Origin of the sequence: Pedobacter albus (assembly GCF_036324255.1) — a bacterium.
Classification (GTDB): domain Bacteria; phylum Bacteroidota; class Bacteroidia; order Sphingobacteriales; family Sphingobacteriaceae; genus Pedobacter; species Pedobacter albus.
Genome location: NZ_JAZDQT010000001.1, coordinates 388512 through 412297 on the forward strand (window position 1 = coordinate 388512; position 23786 = coordinate 412297).

Annotated in this window: 12 protein-coding genes; 6 read left to right on the forward strand and 6 right to left on the reverse strand. The window is 45.2% G+C overall.

Features of this window, described 5'->3' with window-relative positions:
* Positions 1–39: 39 nt before the first annotated feature.
* Positions 40–846 carry a helix-turn-helix transcriptional regulator gene (locus VRU48_RS01655; RefSeq protein ID WP_330106192.1) on the reverse strand — a complete coding sequence of 269 codons (807 nt, stop codon included), beginning with the start codon at positions 844–846 and terminating at the stop codon, positions 40–42.
* Positions 847–1484: 638 nt separating this feature from the next.
* Between VRU48_RS01655 and VRU48_RS01660 the strand changes: the two genes are divergently transcribed.
* Positions 1485–2351, forward strand: coding sequence for an OmpA/MotB family protein (locus VRU48_RS01660; protein WP_330106193.1), 867 nt, complete (start codon positions 1485–1487; stop codon positions 2349–2351).
* A gap of 67 nt (positions 2352–2418) precedes the next feature.
* On the opposite strand, the gene VRU48_RS01665 is transcribed toward VRU48_RS01660, so the two are convergent.
* From VRU48_RS01665 to VRU48_RS01675, 3 genes are all read right to left on the reverse strand, one after another.
* Positions 2419–2739, reverse strand: a complete 321-nt coding sequence (locus VRU48_RS01665) for a hypothetical protein (protein WP_330106194.1) — start codon at positions 2737–2739, stop codon at positions 2419–2421.
* A gap of 105 nt (positions 2740–2844) precedes the next feature.
* On the reverse strand, positions 2845–3192 hold the full coding sequence (locus tag VRU48_RS01670; RefSeq protein ID WP_330106195.1) for a hypothetical protein: 348 nt from the start codon (positions 3190–3192) through the stop codon (positions 2845–2847).
* A 213-nt stretch (positions 3193–3405) separates the two neighbouring features.
* Positions 3406–5958 (reverse strand): tetratricopeptide repeat protein, encoded by a 2553-nt coding sequence (locus tag VRU48_RS01675; RefSeq protein ID WP_330106196.1) that lies wholly within the window; start codon positions 5956–5958, stop codon positions 3406–3408.
* A gap of 304 nt (positions 5959–6262) precedes the next feature.
* Between VRU48_RS01675 and VRU48_RS01680 the strand changes: the two genes are divergently transcribed.
* The 3 genes from VRU48_RS01680 to VRU48_RS01690 all read left to right on the forward strand — a co-directional run bounded on the left by VRU48_RS01680 (position 6263) and on the right by VRU48_RS01690 (position 19444).
* Positions 6263–16393, forward strand: coding sequence for an Ig-like domain-containing protein (locus VRU48_RS01680; RefSeq protein ID WP_330106197.1), 10131 nt, complete (start codon positions 6263–6265; stop codon positions 16391–16393).
* A 43-nt stretch (positions 16394–16436) separates the two neighbouring features.
* Positions 16437–17432 (forward strand): PorP/SprF family type IX secretion system membrane protein, encoded by a 996-nt coding sequence (locus VRU48_RS01685; protein WP_330106198.1) that lies wholly within the window; start codon positions 16437–16439, stop codon positions 17430–17432.
* Positions 17433–17503: 71 nt separating this feature from the next.
* Positions 17504–19444, forward strand: coding sequence for an OmpA family protein (locus VRU48_RS01690; protein ID WP_330106199.1), 1941 nt, complete (start codon positions 17504–17506; stop codon positions 19442–19444).
* A gap of 71 nt (positions 19445–19515) precedes the next feature.
* Here the strand turns inward: VRU48_RS01690 and VRU48_RS01695 are convergent, their stop codons facing one another.
* The gene (locus VRU48_RS01695; RefSeq protein ID WP_330106200.1) at positions 19516–22062 is read right to left on the reverse strand and encodes a hypothetical protein; all 2547 of its coding nucleotides are present in this window, start codon (positions 22060–22062) and stop codon (positions 19516–19518) included.
* A gap of 381 nt (positions 22063–22443) precedes the next feature.
* On the opposite strand from VRU48_RS01695, the gene VRU48_RS01700 reads away from it, so the two are divergent.
* Positions 22444–22722, forward strand: coding sequence for a helix-turn-helix domain-containing protein (locus VRU48_RS01700; RefSeq protein ID WP_330106201.1), 279 nt, complete (start codon positions 22444–22446; stop codon positions 22720–22722).
* A 141-nt stretch (positions 22723–22863) separates the two neighbouring features.
* Complete coding sequence (locus VRU48_RS01705; RefSeq protein ID WP_330106202.1) at positions 22864–23598, forward strand: LytR/AlgR family response regulator transcription factor; 735 nt, start codon at positions 22864–22866, stop codon at positions 23596–23598.
* 15 nt (positions 23599–23613) lie between these two features.
* Here the strand turns inward: VRU48_RS01705 and VRU48_RS01710 are convergent, their stop codons facing one another.
* Positions 23614–23763 carry a hypothetical protein gene (locus VRU48_RS01710; RefSeq protein ID WP_330106203.1) on the reverse strand — a complete coding sequence of 50 codons (150 nt, stop codon included), beginning with the start codon at positions 23761–23763 and terminating at the stop codon, positions 23614–23616.
* Positions 23764–23786 lie beyond the last annotated feature (23 nt).

Consider the following 23786-nt stretch of genomic DNA (forward strand, 5'->3'; position numbering starts at 1 on the left):
CAATACTAGCGAGTTGGCCTGCCAAAAAATAGAACATTTTTAACGTCGCATCATTTTCTTATAGCTTAACGGACTGATACCCGTTTCTTTTTTAAACCGCCTGATGAAATGGCTTTGGTCGGCAAAACCACAGCTATAGGCAATTTCGGTTAACGAGGCATCGGTTAACAACAAATGGCTGGCCTTTTGATGCTGCAGCTGGCGGAGGTACTGACCAATAGATGCCTTAAAATATTTGGGAAAATCTCTCGAAAGGTGCGAAGGATGCACATCGGCCAGGGCAGCCAGTTTGTTCAGACTCAAATCTGCATAGTCGCCATGATGCAAGGCTTCTTTTACCCTTTTTACCCATTTGGGAAGACCGTTGCTGTCTAGCTGCCGCTCTTTGTTCAATAGCTCAAAAGCCCTTAGCAACTGTGCCTCTACCGCCAAAGGGGTAATAGAATCGTTGATTTTGCTTTCGAAGTAAAGTTGTTGGAAAATGGATTTGAGCATGGGATTATGCAGTTGCAGGCTTCCCTCGATAGCATGCAGCTTAAGTTCAAATTGCTCAGCAAAAAACGGACTCAGCTCTACATGCAAGCCTTGTACAAAGCCTCGCCCTTTAACATTGTAATGGGCATCTTGCCAATGATGGTAGAGCAGGGTACCAGGAAGGCATTCGTAACGCTCTTTTTTATTGGCTTCGAGCATGCTTCCCTGCAAAAGAAAAGTAAAGTAGGGGTTTTGATGGTAATGCCAATCTACCTTGTCTTTGGTGTATTGGGTATCTGTAATTACCAATCCAGGCAGGTTAATGACCTTGTGGTGTGCACCAAAAAAAGTTCCCGTTTGTAGTTCAAGCATTTTGCCTTTATTAGTATTGTGTAGCGTTAGGCGTATTGCGTTTTGTATCATATCGTCCTACGTCCTACGTACTACGCCATTCGCCATACGCCATACGCATATCGCTATACCTTTAGATAAATTTAAGCTTTGTTGTTACAAACAGGAACAAGTTTTAAAATGTGGAATTAAGCTTGATTTTACTTGTTGAACAGCACGCCTCACAAAATGAATAAACTGAATGCACTGTAGAGGCCATTCTGGGCGGTCTGTACTGTTAAAGGCCATTTTTTTTCGATATTTTTAAGGAGTTGGTCTGATGTTTTACCACCAATATGATGATCAGCCTGCTTTTAAAACGAGGTTAACAAAATGACATGGCATAGGCTATTGCTTAGGTTTAGGGTTTCCAGGTCGTTGCTGTCGCTATTGGCTATTTTATTGCTTGCGGTTATGGTTTGCATTTTGGTGTGGCTGTGGTTCGATTATAGAATGAAACAGCTGGAAGATCGGCAGGAGCAACCCAGTTTTAAAGAGCAACCCAATTTTTGAGCCTTTCGCCAAGCTTTTACTTGCCGTTGCTAAAATTTTGAAAAAGACCAAACTTTCTTAGCGCTTATTTGTTTAAAAGATAATTATTTAACCAAAAGGTAAAAAACATGAAGTTAAAGCATATAGTGCCTTTATTGCTACTTACGGGGGTGTTGGCACAAGGTTGCGTAAGCAACAAAAAATACGCAGAACTGCAATCCAACAATACCAAATTGCAACAAAGTAACCAGGAACTGAACCAGCGCCTGCAAGACAGCGAAAAGGAAGTATCTGGGTCTAAAATCAGGATTAAGGGCTTGGAAGAACAGCTCGCCTCCGAGCGTTCTAACGTAGCTGCTTTGCAAACAGCGCTCAATAAATGCTTGGCTTCGAGCAATCAGGGAAATGTGAACATCTCCAAACTGGTTGATGAGATCAATAGCTCGAATAAATACATCCAGCAATTGGTTAATGCCAAAAACAAAAGCGATTCACTCAATATGGTGCTTACCAATAACCTAACCCGTTCGTTAAGCAGGGAAGAAATGAGCGATGTTGACGTGCAGGTATTGAAAGGCGTGGTTTACATTTCGCTATCCGACAATATGCTGTATAAATCGGGTAGCTACGAAATTTCTGACAAAGCTGGAGCCACCTTGGCCAAAATAGCCAAAATCATTAAAGATTACCAAGGCTATGATGTGCTGATAGAGGGTAACACCGATAACGTACCGATTAGCAAACCCAATATCAGGAACAACTGGGATTTAAGTGCGCTGAGGGCTTCGTCGGTGGTGCAATCGCTGCAGAACAATTATGCGGTAGATCCCAAGCGTTTAACCGCTGGCGGCAGGGGCGAATACAATACCGTGGCCAGCAATGATACCGATGCGGGTAAAGCCAGAAATAGGCGCACGCAGATTATTATAACCCCAAAACTGGATCAATTTATGGAGTTGATAGGTAAAGCCCCGGAAGCACCTGACAAGCCATAATCGATTTAATAGTTAGTTAATAGTTAAAAGCCTCCCGAAATTCGGGAGGCTTTTTTTATCTGTTGGCTTATGATTCGGCCGGAGTTTCTTTTTTGGCAGGTTTGGCTGCTTTTGGAGCGGCAGGTTTTTTAGGCGCCTGAACAGCTTTGGCTTCGGTGCTTGTAGCTACCGTTTCTTTTGGCTCGGTTTCGGGTTGTAGATCGAGCTCTTTAGACAATTCCTTGGCAAGCTTAATGGCGCTTCTTTTGATGGTTTTGTCTAGTTTCTTAGAGCTTTTTCCAAATTTGCCGACTACTTCCTGTAAAGCCTTGGTTAAATCTGCTTGAATATCTTTTTTGGCGTTCTTTCTAGAAATCTTTAGGAGCGTTTTTACTTTGTGCTTTTTCATGAAATCAATTAGGAGTTTTTTGTAAAATTAGGCTATTGAGCCTTTAAATCCATATTATGTTTATGTTAAGCGGACTTTTTGGAGTTAACATAGATTTTGTTTGGGTTAAAATAGTCCCTTCCTCCTGATGAGGTAAACCCCCAGTGCACTGGCGCCAAGCACCCAAGCCCAAGCATGGTCGTCGATGTCGCAATCCATTACATAGGTAGCCTGAAGACCGTCTACAAAACTTACCGAACAGCCGGTAAGTAATCCCGCAACGTTGGTATAGGAGCCAGGGCAAACCTTGCAGGCAACCGTGCCAGTGGCGGCCGTCCAATAGCAGGTGGCCGGATCGGTTAAGGTAACGTTTGGACTTGCATAATAAATAGGAGTAGAGCCAACCAAGAGCGCCAAAACCACATTTAACAAGCCCGGATCAACCTGCGAAGTGTAAAGTGTGTTATTGGGCAAAAGACAGCCCGTTTGGGCGTTGGCGTTTAAACTCAAACAAATTAAAAAAAGTCCTATTATGTACCTTAAACGTAGCATCAGCATTAATCTTATGCCTACAAATAACCATAGATAAGGCCATATTGTATACGTTCTTTTTGTTCAAGTTGGCGTCGTTTTTTAAAGTCTGAACAAAGCTGTTCATTAGGGTTTGTTCTTGTTCACTTTTTGTTTTTAAGGGTTTATGATGCTGTTGGAAACAATAGCCTGGAAACTGAAAAGATTGGAGTTGATCTTTTTCTCGTCGAGCAGGCAAAGCACCGTATATCGGTATTCGTTGGCCTTGTCTATGTCTTTTGTTTCCAAGTAGGTTCTGATCAAAACCTGATAGGCAATCATCTGAAGGGCCAAACAATGGTTTTTCTTATAGCGCTCTACACTTTCGTGGCCATGCAGCAGTGCCAGTTCATAATTGCCCTTGTTCAGGTATTGTTGAGCCAGTACCAATTGTTGCAAGTCTTTGGCGCAGGGGCTGGTATCGGGCCTGAGTGGGTGTTCGTGGATATGGTTCAATATGCGTTCCAGCTGGTCGGCTTTTTTGGTGTTGCCGCTGTTGGCATAGGCCAAGGCCAGTACATGGAGCATATAAATGGAATAATAGTCGGAAATAGACCCTGATTGCTTAAAATTCTTGATCGAATTGATCAGGTCAATCACTTGTGGCAAATTGCCGTTCAGCCAGTTTAGCAGCAACAGAAAGATGCTGCAGGCATATTGTGGCGCACCCGACATTTGCTCCAATAGCGCCTGACCATTGTTTTCGAGGTCGAATTGTACCCAAGCCGGGTCTTCGCTAATGTTTTCGCCGTTGAGCAGCTGCAATAGCAAAGCGCCAAATGTAGCGGGATGTACAGGCCAGTTTTTGAGTGGATGCGTTGCCGGGTCAAATTCTTCGATATGCTGTTGCAGTTTGCTGGCCTGCAGCGAAAAACTGTCGAAAATAAATACCATCGAATAATAAATGGCTTTTACTTCTTCGTCTTGGCTTATTTCGCTAAAAATTTTGAGCAGGTTGCAATAGCTCGGATCAATAAAATCGATTTCGGCAAACTTCCTGAGCAGTTCCTGATGGATATTATGTTTTTTAAGTCCGTTTAGGCTTTCGGGCTCGTTTTGAAGCTGGTAATTAAACTGCTCGGCCATAAATAGCATCAGCTGATTGGTTTCCCAACGGCCCAACTTGAGGTTCAAAATCGATATGATCGGATCGAAATCGCCATTTTTGATGGTAAAGAAGGTAGCCCATTTCAAAAGAGGGAGGGCCAGTTTATTGTTGCTGTAGCCCGAAACAATCGCCTCGAAAAATGCCGGGCTCATCTGGTCCTGATGACGTTCCAATGTTTCCTTGAACAAAAAGTACTCGAAAATATGTGGATGGATAAAACGGACCAGTTCTATCGGAAATCCGTGTTCGTGGTGTTGTTCTTCAATCAAAAGCCCGTCAAGCAGCAATTCCATGTAGGCATCCCTGAAAACCGTAAACTCGTCCATCAGCAGGCTCTTGTCTATCCGGTTGCCCTTCAAGCCATAGTCGCTCAATTGGATCAATTGCTTGCAAAGGATCAGTTTTTCTACCGAATGCTTAGACGAATAGATTTTTTTAGAGAGATGTTGTAGGGTCATTTCGTAGAAAACGAGATTGGTTCGGTACTCGTTTTCCGGATAAAGGCTTTTCAGCTCATAATAATAGGAGATGTGGAATGGATATTTGAGCTGGTATTTTAGTTCCGAATTAAGGCGCTTGCTAGGAAACGAACTGATTTTGCTGAACAAAATGTCTACTTCGGCCTCGGTAAATGTCGGTACGTTCGATTGTTCTATCGACCTGAAATAGCTTCCGGCAAACCATTTGCTTTTCAGGTAATGCGAATGACGGATGTTTTGATAAAAACGTTTCCAGGCGTAAGAGCGCATGCTCAGCACCAGTTTAATGGCCGGACTGCCCTCCAAGTCGCAAAGCATTTTGACAATGCTGTCGAATATTTTGGGTTTGAGGCCATTTCTTCTTAAAATTTCATGGAAGCCGTCGAAAATGAGCACCAATTTTTTGCCGTTTTTGGCATATTGTTCATTAAAATAGGTAATGATGTCTTTTTCTGTAGATAGCCCTAAGAGTTTTTGCAGGTCGGTTTCCAGGTTCTGCGATTCGGTCTCTACGTTAAAAACCCTTTCGGCGTGTAAGAACAGTACCACATCTTGCGCATATTTTGCACCGGGCTTAAGAAAGAGGTTTTGTACCAAGTGGCTAAGCAAAATACTCTTGCCATAGCCTGCCTGGGCAATAAAAGCCGTAAAAATATAATTGGACGAATAGAAATAGTTAAAATCGTGTTCGGCAAATTTCCTGTTGATGGTAAGGTGGTAGGGGATTTCGCTCTGCGTAATTACACGCTTGATGGTGCTTTCTGAAAGTGTTCTGGCCTTTGCAATCAAATAATCCCAATCCTTGTCGCCGGTATATGGACTGCCATTAATGGCGGCATCGGTTACTACGTGCGTGTCGTCGTTCTCTACATATTCTAAAAGGGTGTTGATGGTAAACTTGGAGAACTGATGGTGAATGGTGGCAAAGCCGAATAACCTTTTAATGGTGGTTTCGCTAATGCTTTTGTTTACTTTTTTGCTGATGGCTAATGCAATAACCTGGCAATCAGAAGGACAGACCACACGGATTCCAACTTTTTTTAGAATTAAATGCCTGAGTTCATCTAAAATAAATTGAGTCATTTTTTTAGCGTGTTGCAATCGATTTCACGCGAAGATAAGACTTAACTTAAAAGAAAATCAATGTTCAGAATTATAGCGCTATTCAGGACTTATCTGCCATTTTTGGTCAAAAAGTGCCCTAATGCGCTATAATAGAGAAATATGGCCTTGTTCAACTGGTTTTTGTTCGGTTGTGAACAATACAAAATGAATAAAATGAACAATGGCAGTATATGGCTGTGTTCTAATGAACAAGTCGAATGGCAAAGCAAAGTGGTTTGCTGCTTAAAATTGCATCAGAATAACGCAATATAATCCCTATTTTATGAAATCGATATCTACTTTTAACCTTCGGTCTATTAGATGGATCGCTTTTCTGCTACAAATTACCATTATAACGCTGCTATTTTCCAAATCGTATGCGCAAACCAGAATTTATGCCACAACTGCTACGGTAAAGTCTGCACAGGTAGACGATGCAACAAATGCAACAAATGGCAGCAATACTTTCGCTACGGTTAAATCGTACGGGGGTGCGGCGCTAGGTTTAGGCAAATATAGCGGAGAGCTGGAGCTTCAGTTTGCTTCAACCATACCGGCCAATACCACTACGTTTTTGCGCATTGACGGAGATGCCTCCTTACTCAATGTACTGTTGGGTGGCAATTTGGGCAGCGCCCTGGCATCGGTGGTCGGGAATGTAGCACTGGGCGACCATTATTTTGAGGTCGGGGCCCGGAACTCTTCCGGAAATACGGTGGTCTCCGGGATAAGTAGCTCAGGATTTGGAAATGCCGATCTGCGTCTGATTAAGGATGCGAACGGCTTTTTTTATTTGGCGATTACGCCAAGCCAAGCCTATGATAGGGTATACCTTAAAGATAGAACAGATGCTTTACTGTTAAGCTCGCCATATAGCACCAAAGTTTATTACGCTTTTTATACTTCGGGTACAACTGGTTGCGCCAGTGCATTTGCCACCAGCTATGAAGGCAGCGGCCTTACGGTCGATTTGTTGGGCTTGGGCAAGGCAGGGGTAACCAATCCTCAATTTGCCATTGATGCCGACCAGACCAATTTCTCTGAAATCAGTTTGGGCGCTTTAGGGGTTGCGGGTTCTATCAGTCAAACCGTATATTTCGCTATTCCATCGCAGGCCGGTGATGAGTTTAATATCCGGATGCGCGTTAATCCTGCTTTGTTGAGTGCCGGATTGCTGAACAATACCCAGGTAACCGCCTATAACGGCAATACGCAAGTATATACGACCAACCTGAACAATCTATTGAGCCTCGATTTGCTGGGACTGCTCAATGCCGGTCAGGTAACCAATATTCCATTTTCGCCTGGTCTGGCTTTCGACCGTGTAAAAATAACGCTCAATTCCTTGCTGAATGTGGGCTTAACCCAAACCATTAATTTATATGGGATAACCAGTACTGCACCAAGGCCAACGTTTACAGCACCACAGTCAAACGCAGTGAATGCCTGCTACAACAGTACAGCCGTGCTGGGCGCAACTACAGGTGCAACCAACGAGCTTCGCTGGTACGATGTAGCCGATGGTGGCAGTGCATTGGCCACCAGTGCAACTTTTACTACCCCTGCTTTAACAGCCAATACAACTTATTATGTGGCGGCCAGAAGGATTGGCTGTACAGATGAATCAGTAAGGGTGCCGATTGTGGTTACGGTTAATCCGCAAATTACTTTTGCCACGACTACCTTAGCCAATGGGACGATTGGTTCGGCCTATTCTAAACAAATTACGGCAGCCACCGGTGGCACACCAGCCTTTACTTATGCCTTGGCTGCGGGCAGTAACCTGCCTGCTGGTTTGGTGCTATCAGCCAGCGGACAAATAGGGGGTACGCCAACTGCAGCGGGTACGTTTAATTTTAATATTACGGCAACCGACAGCAAAGGCTGTACGGCTACGGCAGCTTATACCTTAAAAATAACGCCAACTTTGGTTTTGCCAGGGGCAAGCTTGCCTAATGGAACTGTTGGAACATTATATCCTACGCAGGTAATTCCGTTGGCTACGGGAGGAAGCACGCCTTATACTTATGTAGCCACCAATTTGCCTCCGGGTTTAAGCTTTAATCCGGCTACCCGGGAAATCACCGGCACGCCAACCCAATCGGGCACTTTTGTAGTGGGCGTTAATGTAACCGATGCCGATGGCAATACCACCACTACCAATTATACCGTTGTGGTAAAAGATCCATTGGTGCTGGCTACCACCACGCTTTCTGACGGAACGGTCGGCACGTCTTATCCAACCCAGATTTTGTTGCCTGCAACCGGAGGTACAACACCTTATACTTATTCGGTGAGCAACTTGCCTCCAGGATTGAATTTTAATCCAACTACGAGGGAAATCACCGGAACGCCAACAACGGCAGGAACTTATACGCTAACGTTAAATGCAAGCGATGCCGATGGAAAAACGGCTACGGCCAACTATACCATTAAAGTGGTTGATCCGCTGGTGTTGCCTGCCAAAACCCTGGCCGATGGCAATGTGGGTGTTGCTTATCCTACAGAAACCATTCCGGCAGCTACTGGTGGTACAGGACCTTATACTTATGTGGCCAGCAACTTGCCTCCAGGGTTGAGCTTTAATCCGGCTACCAGACAAATTACAGGAACGCCAACCCAATCGGGTAATTACAGTATCGGCGTAACCGTAACCGACGGCACGGGAAAAACCGCTACCAATACCTATCCGGTAAAAGTAATAGGAGCTTTATCGTTGCCTACAGCTACTTTGGCTAATGGTACCGTTGGTGTTCCTTATCCAACCCAAACCCTGCCGGCAGTAAGTGGTGGCACTGCTCCTTATACCTATGTGGCTACCAATTTGCCTCCGGGTTTAAGCTTTAATACCACAACAAGAGAAATTACAGGAACGCCAACACAAGGCGGAACTTATACTTTATCGCTAACTGCTACTGATGCAAATGGCAATAAGGTAAATACAGATTATACCATCACCGTTGGTGTCAATCAGCCAGTGGTAGCCAGCGCGACTATTTGTAGTGGCAGCGCAACCTCATTAAGCGTAAGCAACTTGCAGGCTGGTGTAACCTACAACTGGTATGGGCCAACCGGCAATACGCCATTGGCAACCAACAACGCCGGTGTATTCAATACCGGAACTTTAACCAGTACCACTACGTTTTATGTAGAAGCTGTTTCTGGAACAGCGGTGAGCGCACGTACTGCAGTTGCGGTAACCATTAATCCGGCACCAGCCGCGCCAGTGGTGACTACCAATAATCAGGTGGTTAACAGTGGCCAAAGCACCGTGCTACAGGCTACAGCCAATAGTGGCGATGTGATTAAATGGTACAATGTGGCTGCTGGTGGTACTGCATTGGGTACAGGACCAAGCTTTACTACACCTGCATTAACTACCACCACTACTTTCTATGCCGAAACCAGTAACAGTACAGGCTGCGTAAGCGCTAGCCGTACGCCAGTGGTGGTAACCGTATTAAATGGTCCGGTTAATCCGAATTGTAATGCGGCTACCAACCAAAACAGTGGTATCATTGGTGTTTGCGTATTGTGCAGCATCAGCGGTCCAGGAAATTCTACTGATGCCGACCTCACCAATTATACCAGGATCACCTTGGCAGTTGGCGTAGGCGCAACGGGCTATCAAAGGTTAATTTTCCCTAATGTTGGTTTGGCTACCGATAGCATCCGTTTAGACTTGGCAACGCCAACAGGTCTATTGGATCTATCGGTGCTGAGCGGAATCACCATCAACGTAATGAATGGTTCGAACGTGGTAACCAGCTACCAACTGAATTCGGCCTTAATAGATCTGAAACTATTGGCAGGCAATCGCTTTAAAGCAACTTTCGCTGCCGGACAGTCTTACGACAGGGTAGAAGTTAGGTTTGGCGCAACTGTTGCCGCCTTAAGCAGCCTTGATATTTATGGTGCCGAAATTATTTATCCTAAACCAACTGTAGCCGCTTCGGGCTTGAATATTTGTGCCGGAAGCACCACTACCTTAAATGCTACGCCAAATGGGGGCACTACCTTAACTTGGTACGATGCAGCCGTTGGTGGCAGCGTAGTTGGCAATGGGAACAGTTTTACAACTCCAGCACTGGCTACTACTACCACTTATTATATTGAAGTAAGCAAAGCAGGCTGTGCCAATGCCGAGCGTGTGCCGGTAACTGTAAACGTGGTACCTGTATTGGCAGTGCCTACTGTGGCCACTGTTCCTGCAAGTTGCGAAGGTTCTACTACGGTACTAGCGGTAACCAATCCTGATCCAACCCTCACTTATAACTGGTATGAAACAGCTGCTGGCGGAACCCCAGTGTTCAGCGGTGCTAATTTTACCACGCCGGCTTTAACAGCCACCAAAACCTATTATGTAGAAGCCGCCTTGTCGGGATGCGTAAGTGCAACCCGTGGCGCAGTTACGGTAACGGTTAATCCGCGTCCGGTAGCGCCACAGGTTCAGGTTTCTTCTTCAACCATTAGCCCAGGACAGACAGCCATCCTTACGGCAAGCTCTTCAGAAGCTAATGTGATATTTAACTGGTACTCGTCGGCTACAGCTACCGCACCAGTTTATACCGGCGCAACTTTTGTAACGCCGCCACTAACAGCTACCACTTCTTATTTTGTAGAAAGCACCAACACCTTGACCGGATGTAGCTCTGCAAGTCGTATTCAGGTAACGGTAACTGTTGATGGCAACGGATCGAGCAATCCGGTACCTTGCGAAGGCGCCATCAGCCAAATCAATGGGGTAACAGGCGTGGCCTTATTAGCGGGTGTATCTAATCCTAGCTTGGCCATTGACAACGATACGCAAACTGGTTCTACCTTATTGATGCCAGTAGGTGCCTTGGGCGCCTCGGTTTACCAAAGACTAGCATTTGGAAGCGTTTCGAATATTGGAGATACTGTTCGCGTCCTGATCAACTCGCCGGGCAAATTATTGTCGGCTAGTGTTTTGGGTACGGTTCAGGTATCCACCTTGAATGGGGGTGTAAGCAACAACGATGTGTTGCCAAGTAACAGTCCGCTCATCAGCTTAGAATTATTAAGTGGCAATACCCAAGCCTTGTTAACCTTTGTGCCTGCTGCCCAATTTGATGCGGTAGAAGTCAGGTTGAATTCAGGCGTGCTGGGTGCCTTAACTTCATTAAACGTAAACTATGCACAGCGTGTAATTGCAGCGCCAGAAGTAATGGCCGCTAACGTTACCGCCTGCCTAACACAAACTGCGGTACTGACGGTGAAAAATCCGAAAGCCGGATTAACCTATAAATGGTACGATGTCGCTGGCGTTTACCAAACCGGCAAAGACGGTGTAAGCTTTACTACACCTGCCTTAACTGCTGATACCAGGTATTTTGTAGCGGCTAGCAGTGCATCAGGTTGTGTAAGCTATAAAACAGCAGTTAACGTAACCACTACGCCGGCTCCTGCAGTTCCAGAGCTATTGGCCAGTAACGTCAATACCTGCGCAGGCAACAATGTGTTGCTACAGATTAAAAATCCAATCGCAGGCATTACTTACAAATGGTACGATGCTGGTGGTACTTATCAGGTAGGTAAAGATGGTGTAACCTTTACGGCTATCGCTGTTGTGGCCAATACCTCTTATTCTGTAGAAGCCGTAAATGCCTGTGGCTTGGCTTCGGCAACCAGAGCTACTGCCACCATTACTGTAGGCTCGGTAGATTTGCCGATTGTTACGCCTGCTGCTGTAACCGTGGCTCAAAACAGTCCGGCTATCTTAACCGCAAGTTCAAGCACTGCTGGTGCAACCTTTAGGTGGTACGACTTACCAGTTGGTGGCACTTTATTGGCCAGCACCGCCACTTATGTAACCCCACCTTTAGCTGGAACAACTACGTTTTATGTAGAAGCTACTGTTCCAGGTCCATGCCCGGCTTCTGGTCGTGCCTCGGTTGTGGTAACGGTTATTCCGAACGGAACAGAACCTACCCCTTGTGGTGCCGCTACGGTACAGCTTGCCGATGGCGTTACCGGTGTAGCTTTATTGGCCGGTGTTTCGAACCCAGGTTTAGCAGTCGATAACAATATTCAAACTGGTTCTTCATTGCTGATGCCGGTAGGTGCCTTGGGTGCCTCGGTTTACCAACGTGTAGGTTTTGCAGGTGGCTTGTCTAAGGTAGGCGATACCCTGAAAGTGGTATTGACCTCGCCAGGCAAATTGTTGTCGCTGGCCGTGTTGCCAACATTAACCGTAACCACCTACAACGGTGCAACCAGCAATAACGACGAAATGGTGGTAAACAATCCACTGATCCACTTGGAATTATTGAGCGATAACAGTGCCATCATCCTTACTTATGTACCAACCGCTGCATTTGATGGCGTAGAAGTAAGGTTAAATTCAGGATTAATAGGTGCCTTAACCTCAATCAACTTCAATTATGCACAAAGAATAAATGTAGCGCCTCAAGTAGCCGTTGCTACTGCCAGCGCTTGTCAAGGCAGTGCAGCTACGCTCAATGTTAAAAATCCTCAAGTTGGTGTAACGTACAGATGGTATCTGGAAACCGTTTATCAAGCTGATGGAACTACCTTCAACACACCAACTTCATTGGTTGCCGGTACCTACAACTATTATGTAAAAGCTTTTGTAAATGGTTGCGAGAGTGCACCTACCAAAGTGGTCGTTACGATCTTGCCTCCACCTGCGCCACCAACTCCAATTGCTGGAAACCCAACCACTACCTGTATCAATTCGCCGGTAACCTTGGGCGTACAGGCTGTAGCAGGTGTTACCTTTAACTGGTACGATGCCAGTGGTAACCTGTTGGTATTGAACAATAGCAATTATACTACGCCAGCCAACTTGGCCGCCGGTACTTACGATTTCTTTGTAGAAGCCGTAAATAGCAACAGCTGTGCCAATGCAAGCCGTACAAAAATCACCATTACGGTTAAACCGTCGGCCACTGCTGCTGATGTACAGGTAAGCGGTGTGAACAACATCTGCAGTGCAGGTACCACTACTTTAACGGCAAGTTCAACCACGGTAACCAATCCGGTATTTATTTGGTACAGCGATGCGGCCTTAACCAATGTGGTTTCTACACAGGCTACGTTTACTACTCCGGCACTTTCGGCTACCACCACTTATTATGTAACCGTAAGTGGCACCAACAAATGCGCCAATGCTCCAGCAGATGCCAAAACGGTAACCATTACCATTAATCCTTCGGCTACTGCGGCCGACATTAATTTGGCAGGTGTAAGTACCATTTGCGCAGGTTCGACCGTTTCGTTGACCGCAAGCTCAACTACGGTAACCAATCCGGTGTTTACCTGGTATAAAAATGCAACCTTAACCGATGTAGCCTATGTAGGCGCTAATTTTGTTAGCCCTCCTTTAAATGGTAACACCACTTATTATGTAACCGTAAAAGGCGATAACAAATGCGAAAACAAACCAGCAGATGCACAGGTGATTACCATTACGGTTAATCCGTTGGCTACTGCAGCCGATATCCTGGTAAGCGGACCAACCAAAGTTTGTTCAGGTAGTCCAACTACGCTCAATGCAAGCTCAACTACGGTAACTAACCCAGTATTTACCTGGTACAGCGATGCCGCCTTAACCAATGTGGCTCATGTTGGTGCCGATTTTACAACGCCACCGTTAAGCAATACCACGACTTATTATGTAGTGATTAAAGGCGATAACAAGTGTACCAATGGCGTTGCCGATGCGAAAGCTGTAACCATCACTGTTAATCCATACGCTACTGCGGCCGATATCAACCTGAGCAACATGACCATTTGTGCCGGAAATTCGGTAAGCCTCATGGCTTCGAGCTTTACGGTAACCAATCCGGTATTTACCTGGTACAGCGATGCCTCGTTAACCTCGGTGGTATTTGTAGGACCAACCTACCTGATCCCATCTTTAAGCAGCACTACTACATTTTATGTAACCGTAAAAGGCGACAACAAGTGCGAAAACAAAGCCGTTGACGCCAAAGTAGTTACGGTAACCGTAAATCCATTGTCGGGCATGACCGATATCATCTTGACTGGAAATACAACAGTCTGCAACGGATCTGCAGCGGTTATTGCCGCCACCAGTCCAACGGTAACCAATCCGGTATTTACCTGGTATGCCGATGCGGCCCTCACCAATTTGATTTACATTGGCCCATCGTTTACCAGTCAGCCGTTAAGTGCTACCACTACCTTCTATGTAACCGTAAAAGGCGATAACAGCTGTGCCAACAGCCCGGGTAGCGCCAAGGCCATCACCATTACGGTGAAACCAGTTGCCGATGCATCGGATATTACCGCCAATAATGCTACCATTTGCCAAAACGGTACCGCTACGTTAGTGGCCAGTACCACTACGGTAACCAATCCGGTATTTACCTGGTACAACGATGCTGCCCTTACTTCGGTTGCGTTTGTTGGGGCTTCGTATACTACCGGAGCACTGGCTGCTACCAAAACTTATTATGTAACCGTAAAAGGCGATAACAAGTGCGAAAACAGCAGTTCTACCGCTAAAATGGTAACGGTAACGGTTAATACGGCAGCCACTGCGGCCGATATCAACCTGAACCCGGCCACGGTGAATATCTGTGGTACCGGTACGGCCACCATCACGGCCAGTAGCTTAACCGTAACCAATCCGGTATTTACTTGGTACACCGATGCTTCGTTAACAAACGTAGCCCAAATAGGTGCCGTATTTGTAACGCCAACATTAAGTGCAACTACCACTTATTATGTAACCGTAAAAGGAAGCAACAAATGCGAAAATACCCCGGCAAATGCCAAAACCATTACCATAACCGTGAGGCCAAATGCAACGCCTGCCGATATCTCGGTAACGGGTACAACCACCATTTGCGAAAACAATACCACTACGCTTACCGCGAGCAGTGCTACGGTAACCAATCCGGTATTTACCTGGTACAGTGATGCCGCTTTAACCAATGTGGTTTCTAACCAGGCTTCGTTTACCACAACGGCACTAACGGCCAACACCACTTATTATGTAACCGTAAAAGGCGATAACAAATGTGAAAACGTGGCCGGAAACGGAAAAGTAGTGGCCATTACCGTAAACCCTCGTCCGGTAAATCCAATTGTATCTAACACTGGAACAAGTATTTGTGCTGGCGATGGAACTACCTTAACCGTACAAAATGCCGATCCGACAGCTACCTACCAATGGTTCGATGCTGCGGTGGGCGGTACAATGGTAGGAACAGGTGCAACATTTAACATCTCCATTTTAAATACCACCACCGATTATTACGTACAGGCAGTAAGCGCCAATGGTTGTGGCAATGCCAGTGGCAGGGTTAAGGTAACCGTAACAGTTACCCCAAGGCCAACCACGCCGGTAGTAGCTACCAACAACGTCAATGTATGTATTGGCAATAGTACCGTATTAAGTGTAAGCAACCCGCAAAGTGGCGTAACCTATACTTGGTATAACGCAGCAGTGGGAGGTACCGCAGTAGGCAGTGGCGCTAGTTTCACTACGCCAGCTATTGCGACCAATATAACGTACTATGTAGAAGCAAGCACTGGCTCTTGTATTTCTCCTGCCAGGGCGCCTGCAGCTATCATCGCCATGCCGGTACCGGTGGCGCCAGTTGGCGTATCGGCCAACAACAACCCGATATGCTCAGGCAGTACCGCGGTATTAAGTGTGAACAACCCTGATGCCAACCTGGTTTACAGATGGTATGCCAACAGTTCGGGTGGCGCTATGCTTGCCGAAGGAAACAGCTTTACCACACCGGCCTTGAATGCTACTACAACTTATTATGTAGAAAGTGTTTCGAAAGCAGGTGGCTGCGCAAGCAACTCGCGTACCGCCATTACGGTCAATGTATTGCCAGTGTTGGCCATTCCAGTAGTGAGGGTAGAAAGCACGACGGCCAATAGCATAACCTTTGCCTGGAACGCGGTAGCTGGAGCTACGGCCTACGAAGTTTCGCTCAATAATGGCAATACTTGGGTATCGCCAACCGGCGGACCTACCGGTACAACTTATCAGGCCTTAGGCTTGCAACCTGGACAAAGCGTAACCATTGTAGTAAGGGCCAAAGGTCAGATCGATTGCCAAACCAGTGCCAATTCAGCACCGGTAACCGGCACCGCCAGCAATCCTTTTGCCAACGAGCTTTACATACCGAACACCTTTACGCCAAATGGCGATGGCAAGAACGATATCTTCTATGCCTACGGCAACCTGGTGAGCAAGTTTAACATGAAGATCTATAACCAGTGGGGTCAGTTCCTGTTCGAATCGAACTCGCTCACCACCGGATGGGATGGAAGGTTTAACGGCACCATGCAGCCAAACGGAGTTTATGTGTATACCATCGCAGTAACCTTTGCTGATGGCACCACTAAGACTTATAAAGGAACAATAACATTGCTCAGATAGCATTAAACAAAATTGTGAAATGGTTTTACCTAACAAGAAACACATGAAATACGTAAGAATAGTAATGCTGGCATTCGGACTAAGTTTTGGAGTACAGCAAGCACAAGCACAGATAGATCCACATTTTTCGCAATATTATGCTAACCCGCTTTGGCTAAACCCGGCCCTGACCGGGGTTACCGATGGCGATTATCGGGTAAATGTAAATGCCAAGCAACAATGGGATGCATTGAGAAACGGCTACCTCACCGCTGGTGCCTCTTTTGATATGGCTCCCGTTAAAAACCTGTCGCTGGGCGGTATCATCATTAACCAGAGGGCAGGCGATATTGGCTATAACCAGCTCAGCGCCTTGGCTTCGGCGGCCTATCGCATTCGCTTTGGCCAAAGTGGCGAGCAGATTATCAATTTCGGGATGCAGGCCGGTATCATCAGCAAGAGCCTCGATATCTCTAAAATCACCACAGGTAGCCAGTACAATCCTATACTAGGTTACGATCCGAGTATGCCTATGTCTGACGATATTTCTTCGTCGAGCTATGTGGCGCCAGATATCAATGCCGGTATCATGTTTTTTGACGGCAGCACCAATAAAAAAGTAAATGTTTTTGCCGGTGCCAGTGTATCGCACCTTACCAGGCCCAAAGATAAGTTCATAGCCGGCGATAATCCGCGCCTGCCTATGCGCTTTACCGGACATGGCGGGGCACGCATCAAGGTTAACAATATGTTGGATATCACGCCCAACTTCATTTACCTGAAACAAGGAAATGCCCGCGAAATTGCGGCCGGTGCCTATGCGCAGATGATGCTCAACGCCGAATCGGATATTTTGTTCGGGTCGAACTATCGCGTTGACGATTCGGCAATTGCTTTTTTAGGGGTTCATTTTAAAAGCATGGTTATCGGGGTAAGCTACGACTTTAATACCTCGAGCCTCAACAAGGCAACAGGCGCCAGGGGCGGCTTGGAACTTTCTGTATCGTTTACCAGCAGAAAAGGTATTGTTGGCCCTAACTTCTTCTGTCCACGACTTTAATTTTTTGAGATATGCGCTATTTAAAAACAATTTTGATCCTATGTTGCAGCCTTTCATTTGCCCAGGCCCAGATGACAACAGATAACAAGAGGGTAGCCGATGTCTACTTCATTAACAAAGAATATTATGCGGCCTCAGAATATTATAAGCGGGCGCTGCAGATATCGCCAGACAGTGCAGGCTTCGTGGTGCCTTATGGCTTCGAAAAGCGGATACAGGAAGAAAGTCCCCGCAAAGACGATTACGAGTATGCCGTATTTCAGCTGGCCACTTCGCTCAGGCTGTATAAAAATTTTAAGGATGCCGAAAAATGGTATGTAATCGCCAATGGCTTCAGTAATCCCAAGTATGCGCTGAGTGGTTATTGGTATGCCGAATGTTTGCGTGCCAATTTCAAGTTTGACGAGGCCATTACCGCTTTTAATGCCTTTGTGAACAAGTACAACGTAAACGATGGCTATAAAGAAAAAGCTAGGACAGAAATCGAGTCGTGCAGGTTTGCATTGAACGAAATCAAATATCCCAGGCTCTTCAAACTAAACAGGCTACCGGCCGAAGTAAATACGGCGGGTTCCAATTATGCGCCTGCAGTAGGCAACCAGACTTTTTATTTCACTTCGTCGAGGCCGGTAAGGACCAATGGCAAACCCGAAGTACTTTCTGGAGGTAACAGCAGGGTGGTGAGAAAAGACAACCCTTATATCAATGCTATTTATGCAACCTCGGCCAAGCCAGAAAGCCCAGACGCCGAAGTAAGCCGGGTAGGCGTTAACGTTAAGCAGATGGAAGTGGCGGCACCTACATTGCATCCCAACGGAGGCTTTATGTATTTTACCGCCTGGATTAACAAGGAAGACAAAAAACGCAGCATTTACGTATCTAGCCGTATGGCCAATAATCAATGGTCTGATCCGGTAGCTTTGGGTGGCGAAATCAACGTGAATGGCTTCAACTCCATGCAACCTTATATTACCAAAGATGGCAAATACCTTATCTTCGCTTCCGATAGGCCGGGAGGTTTTGGCAAATACGATTTGTGGTATGCCATCATCAGGCCCGACGGCACCACCGGTAATGCCATGAACATGGGCGATAAAATCAATACCAAGGAAGACGACGAGGCGCCTTACTATAATCCTAAAACCCGTAAGCTGCTTTTCAGCAGTACAGGCCGCATTGGCATAGGCGGTTTTGATTTTTATGAATCAGAAGGCGATTTTACCGATTGGACCACGCCAAAAAACATGGGCTATCCTTTCAACTCGGCCAAAGACGATATGTACTTTACGCCAACAGACGACGAAGACAAGGAAGGCTACATCAGCTCCGACCGCGAATCGCTATGCTGTTTGGAAATCTTCAAAATCAGGAGAGAAACCTTAACCATCAGTGGCAAGCTGATCGATTGCGCCACCTTAAAACCATTAGAAGGTGCCACTGTTACCATTACGGGTGCCGATTTTACCGAGCAAACCACTACTTCCGACCAAAATGGCATGTACCGATTTGGCATCAGCTCTAACCGCGGTTTTCAGGTCAATGCGGTAAAAGACAGCTATTTTGCCAAAAACATCAGCTACAGTTATGAACAGCTGGCCAGTGTCGACACCCTAAAAAGTGCAGAGCTCTGCCTAACGCCGTTTAAGGTGAACAAGCCTATTGTGCTGAATAATATTTTCTATGAATTCGATAGTGCCGAACTGACCGATTCGTCAAAGGTTACGCTTAACTATTTGTACGATTTGATGGTGGATAACAAGAACATCGAAATCGAATTGGGCGCCCATACCGATAATATCGGCACAGAGGCCTATAACCTCGACCTGTCTAACCGCAGAGCCAAATCGTGCGTCGATTATTTGGTAAGCCGGGGCATCGCACCAGAACGCATGACCAGCAAAGGCTACGGCTTTAGCATGCCGGTGGCCCCCAATAAATTGCCCGATGGCAAAGACAATCCCGAAGGCAGGGCGCTCAACAGGCGTACCGAGTTTAAGGTAACCAAGAAATAGTTAGTTAGTTGATAGTAATAAAAAGAAAAAGGAGATTCACATCTCCTTTTTTTATGACTAAAAATTATTGGTTAAATAAAAGAGGTTGACTTGAATACCGGCACGTTTACCTGTTTGCTATCAAGCAGGTTGAGCTTGTGGTAGCTGTATTCCTCTACTTTCTCGTCGTCTTTAAGCTCTTTATAAATGCTGATGATGAGGTTGTAGGTAAACAGTTCGTTAATGGCCAAGTCGTTGCGCTTGTAGATTTTAATGCACTCGTGCGCATATTGCAGCGCCGTGGCGTAATCCTTTCTGTTTTTGCTCTGTTCGGCTTTTAGCGATAAAAATACCGATTGTGCATACAGCGTTGGATTTACCCTCGATTCGTCGGCGTACAGCTGTGTCAGTATTTTCTCCATTTGGTCTGTCTTTTTGCTAGGATTTGTTCGTGCACAAGCCTGGGCCATCAGGTTGAGCAAATAGATGGAGAAGAATTTACGCGTTTTCATCAGCTTCGGATGCTCCCGCAAAATAGCCGATATGATTTTTGTGGCCTCTAATGGCGAGCCATAAAACAGGTTGAGCAAGAAAATCAGCAAGTAACTGATCACTTGTCGCATGTCGGGCAGTTCCTTGTTCCTGATGCCGTTTATTTTGCCGCCATACTTAAAATCCTCTATCTTTTGCAGGTTTTGGTTTTCGGCAATGGCAACGTCTTTAATGCGCAGGTAAATCAGCTTAATCGTTTCGTAGGGATTGATGTCCCAGTTTTTCGCTTCGCATTTTAGGCCTTCCATTTTTTCGAGTCGCTTCAGTATTTTGGCCTGGTTCAGGCTCAGGCAATCGAAAATAGCCAGGATGGCATGGTAATAAAGGGCGGTTTCTTCGCTGTCGGCAACATCGATCAAACATTTAACCGCATCCTTGTAGTACGAATCGATAAAATCAAAATGGATAAACTGCTTCATCAGCAATTTGTGCAGCTGCTGTTCCTTGATTTGCTGCAACAGGTTCGGATCCTTCTTGTTTCGGTAATTGAGGTTTTCGGCAATAAAGTAAATCAGGTAGTTCTTTTCGTAATTGTTCAGCTTAAGGTTAAGCACGGCGTCGATTTCGCGGAACTTGTTGAGGCGTACCAATAGCCTTACCGACCATTGCAAAAGCTGAAACCGCACATGGTTGCCCACATACTCCTGATGCACCAGCTCAAAGAAACGCTCGTCCATTTGCTGGTTAAACAGCTCGTACAGTTCGGTAAATAAGAAATATTCGAATACATGGGGCTGTATAAAACGTACAAATTCTGACGGAAAGCCGCTTTTAACATGTTTTTCTTCCATCAATATGCCATCGGTGAGCAGTTCCATGTAGGCATTCTTAAAAACAGGCAGTTCCTTGATCAGGTCGGTTTTGGTTACCGAGTAGCCCCGCCGACCGTAATTGGTGAGGTGGATGATCTTTTTGCAGAACAACACCTTTTCCGTAGCATAGGTCGAATTGTAAATTTTTTCCTGGATAAAGCGGGAAATGATTTCGTAATGGATAATATTGGTATACGAATCAAAGGCGGGATATTCTTCCTTCAGCTGATAGTACCACTGGATCTGGAACGGGAATTTGAGCTGGGCTTTCAAACTGTCGCTGATCTTGGTAAAATCGAGCGGGCTCATTTTCTGGAAAATCTGTTCAACCTCTATTTCGGTTAGTGGCGGAACGTTTGAACTGTCGTTGAGGTTAAAATAATTGCCTGGAAACCATTTGCTCTTCAGGAAATAAGAATAGCGCATCTTGTCGTAAAAACGGTTCCAGGTGGTCGAGCGCATGCCCAGTATCAGTTTGATGCTTTCATGCTGGTCGATATTGGTTACCAGGCTGATGATGCTTTCGAATACTTTTTGCTTGGTGGTTTTGTTGATGACCAGTTCAGAAAAACCATCCAGGATGATGATGAATTTGTGGCCATGTTTAAGCCACTGGTCGTTAAAATAGGCAATAAGATCGGTGTGTTGGGGCAAACCAATCCTGGTTTTGATGCGTTCTTCGAGGCTTAGTTCTTCCAGTTCTTTGTTAAACAGGTAATCTGCGTTTAAAAAGAGTACGATATCCTTTTTAAAGGGCGCATCCTCGTCTATAAACATCTGTTGTACCAAATGGCTCAGCAAAATACTTTTTCCATAGCCCGGTTGCGAAATAAAGGAAGTAAAACTGTACTTGCTCGAGTGGAAAAACATGAGATCGTGCTTGGCAAACTTGCGCGCAATGGTCATTTCGTAGGGAACGCTGCACCTGTTGCGGATGTTCTGCAGGGTAAAGTAGGTAATGCGCTGCGCCCTGGCCCGCAGTTGTTCGAAGGCATCTTCGGGCACCTGTTCTAGATCGAGTGCCTTTTTGCCGATGTTCTGTTCATCGGCCATGCCTACATATTCCATCAGGGTGTTGATGGTAAACTTTGAAAATTCGTGTTTGATTTCGGCAAAACCGAAGAGCCGTTTGATGGTGGTTTCGCTGATGTTCTTTTTGAGTTCCTTCTGAACAGAACTGGAAATTATCCTGCAATCGGAAGGACTAATGACCTTTATGTTCGTTTTGATGAGGATAAGCCGTTTTAATTCTTGTAAGAATAGGGGATTTGGCATAAGGAGATACGTTATTTTTGAGCTTTACCACTAATATACCATTATAAAATGCAAAAATTAAATGCGAAAATGAACAAAGAAAACGGCGTTTTTGAGGCGTGGGTGGACAATGAACAGATTTTCAGTGTTTTAATGGGCATTCAGAACGATTTTTTAATTCTGAATTAAATTTTTTGTGTAAAAAAAATGAACATGATGAACGAAAAGAATGGCTCTGCGCTTTGGAAAGGCGTTTTGTCAAAAAAATGATCCTTTAAAAAAGTTTAATCCTGAAATAAAGCCTTTCTATCCCGAAATTACCCCTGTTCGTATAAGAAAGCGTTAAAAATAAAGCCGATTTGCAATATTGACCAATAAATTCCATCTCAAATTTACTGTGTTATGAATATTCAACTTGGCCAAATCTTAAAGAAACTGAGAAAACAGCAAAATCTCAACCAGCAAGAGGTTGCGAATTATTTATTTGTAAGCAGGCCTACCTATATCAGGTATGAGAGAAATCTGGTAGAAACGCCTCTGTCGAAGCTTTTTGCCTTGTCGTCTCTTTATAATTTTGACATGGTTGATTTGGTTAAGCTTATCGATTCGTGCCGCCCGATAGAAGACCTGGATACGATGCTGGCCGATATCGATCCCGATATCTCCTTCAAGCGTTCATAAGTCAAACGCCCATCCCTTTCCCACTTGCTTATACGAGCACTTGTTTTGGCTATATCAGTCGGCCGTTTTAACTGATAAGAAATAAATAAAGTTGCATAATACAGCTATTTTGTACATATTTAGAGGGATTATAAACTAGAGATGTACAAGTGCATTATAATTGACGATGAGCAACATGCGATAGACGGACTGAAAAAATACATCGATTCGGTACCCGAGCTTACGTTGATTCAAAGCTATACCGATCCGTTAAAAGCCTTAAAATCCATTACAGAAGGCGAAGCCGTAGACCTGATCCTCATGGATGTTGATATGCCCAAAATTACAGGCATAGAACTTTCTAAGGCCATCAGAAGCAAAACAGACAAGCTGATTTTTACAACTGCGCATACCAAGTACGCCTACGATGCCTTTGAGGCCGATGCAGATGCCTTTTTGTTGAAGCCTTATACGCTGGGCAAGTTTGTAATAACGATTAACAAATTATTTCCAGGCGAAAAACAAGGCGATGCCGTGATGGAAAAAGAGGATTTCTTTTTTGTGAAAAGCAAGGAAGAAAGTCCCAAAATCATCAAAATCAAGTACAAAGACGTTATTGCCGTCGAGAGCAAGCTCAACTACGTGATGATCCATACGGCAACCAAAAACATATTAACCTACATGTCTTTGACAGAAATGGCCAAAATATTGAACAACAACGATGATTTTATCCAATTGCACCGAAGCTTTATCGTGAGAAAAGACCACATGGAAAGCATCGATGGGAATACCATTAAAATGATCAATGGTGTCCAGATTACGGTTGGCGACCATTACCGCAAGGAATTTACCGACTTTATCAACGTAAGATTGATCAAGGCGGGAAAGAAGAACTAATCCCGCCAGTCAATTTTATTTTTGGAAAATCCCTGTTAAAGAACTTGTGGCAGTCATAGCAGTGGTAGGATCTGTATCAACGGTTGTACCCCTGCCTGTGGCCGCTTTAACAGATTTGTAAACAAACAATGTATTTGAGCTGATTTTTAGTGCTTTGCGTTTCATAATATTTAAATTTTTATTGAAAC